Origin of the sequence: Leuconostoc sp. UCMA20149, from assembly GCF_030400235.1 — a bacterium.
In the GTDB taxonomy this organism is placed as follows: domain Bacteria; phylum Bacillota; class Bacilli; order Lactobacillales; family Lactobacillaceae; genus Leuconostoc; species Leuconostoc pseudomesenteroides.
In genome coordinates this window covers 1-1,569 of sequence record NZ_VJYC01000036.1, presented here as the reverse complement: position 1 = coordinate 1,569, position 1,569 = coordinate 1, and the positions used below count along the sequence as shown (strand labels likewise).

The window sequence follows — 1,569 nt, the reverse complement described above, 5'->3', positions numbered from 1 at the left end:
AATTGGTATACATTTGATTTTTTTATTCCGACGCTGTATAATTTTGTCTATTCCGAAAATGTAAGCGTTTTCAATAAAGGAGAATACTATCATCAAAACTAAATTATTCATTGATATGGACAACACTATCGTTGATACCTTGCCTGTATTAAATGCCGAAAATGATAAGCCGCATCCATATCAGTTTAAAAAACCAGATCAAATTCCTGGCATTTTTCGATATTTACCACCTTTACCTGACGCTATTGATAGCATTTATGTCCTGTCTCAATACTATGATATGTACATTTTATCAACGGCACCTTGGCAAAACCCTAGTGCTTGGGAAGATAAAATTAGTTGGTTAAATGATTTCTTTGGCAATCAGCCAGATAGCCCATTTTATAAAAAAGTTATTCTGACACACCAAAAAAATTTGAATAAAATTGCTGGTGCCATTTTGCTAGATGATCGTCCCTATCATGGTGCGCATGATTGGGATGACCCAAAATCAGATTCATTTTGGTTACAATATGGCCACGATAAAGAATTGGTATGGTCAAAAAATCTGGTTAATTTTTTAATTGAAGTTGCCAAATCCAATCACGACTCAATTCGCGATAAAATTTTTTCAGTTAATAATAATTATCACTATTCACTCCATCAAACAGATCAAACATTTAAAAAAGAAAGTTGGGAATAACTCATGACAATCGTTTCTGGTAAAGCAATCGTTCAAACAGCGCGTCAACAAGGATATGCCGTCGGCGCCTTTAATACAAATAATCTTGAATGGACACAAGCCATTTTGCGTGTTGCACAAGCAAAACAAGCTCCTACCATCATCGCTGCTTCGATGGGTGCCATTAAATATATGGGTGGTTTTGAAACCGTTGCTCATATCGTGCGCGACCTCGACCAATCATTTGGCATTACTGTCCCCATTGCCATTCATCTCGATCATGGTGATTACACTGCCGCTAAAGCTGCCATCAAAGCTGGCTTTACATCAGTTATGTTTGATGGGTCACACTTACCATTAGCAGAAAACTTAGAAAAAACACGTGAGATTGTAGCGTTAGCTCATGAACAAAATATTTCAGTTGAAGCTGAAGTAGGCAGTATTGGCGGCGAAGAAGATGGTATCATCGGCACTGGTGAAATCGCGCCTATTGACGATGCAGTTGCCATGATCCAAACGGAAATAGATTTTATTGCCGCAGGGATTGGTAATATTCATGGTCGCTATCCAAAAGATTGGCAAGGGCTAAACCTCGCTCATCTCAAAGACTTAACGACGACTTTAGACAGTATGACGCACAGTCAGGTACCATTTGTCTTGCATGGTGGTTCTGGTGTCCCAGATGATCAAATTAGAGCAGCTATTAGCATGGGTGTTGCCAAAGTCAATGTGAACACTGAAGCCCAGCTGGCATTCCATCAAGCGTTAAGAGACTTTATTTTAACTGATCAAGATTTGATTGGTAAAAATTATGATCCTAGGAAACTATTAGCACCTGGTGTCACGGCCGTGGAAACGAGTTTGGCAGAACGTCTGGCTGTTTTCGGTGCTTCATCACACTAAAAAAA

At 38.9% G+C, this 1,569-nt stretch carries 2 protein-coding genes; both read left to right on the top strand.

The features are described from left to right. Nucleotides 1–115 precede the first annotated feature (115 nt). Nucleotides 116–682, top strand: a complete 567-nt coding sequence (locus FF105_RS11495; protein WP_031941004.1) for a 5' nucleotidase, NT5C type — start codon at nucleotides 116–118, stop codon at nucleotides 680–682. Between the two features lie 3 nt (nucleotides 683–685). Next, nucleotides 686–1,564, top strand: a complete 879-nt coding sequence (gene fba / locus FF105_RS11490) for a class II fructose-1,6-bisphosphate aldolase (RefSeq protein ID WP_010278660.1) — start codon at nucleotides 686–688, stop codon at nucleotides 1,562–1,564. Nucleotides 1,565–1,569 lie beyond the last annotated feature (5 nt).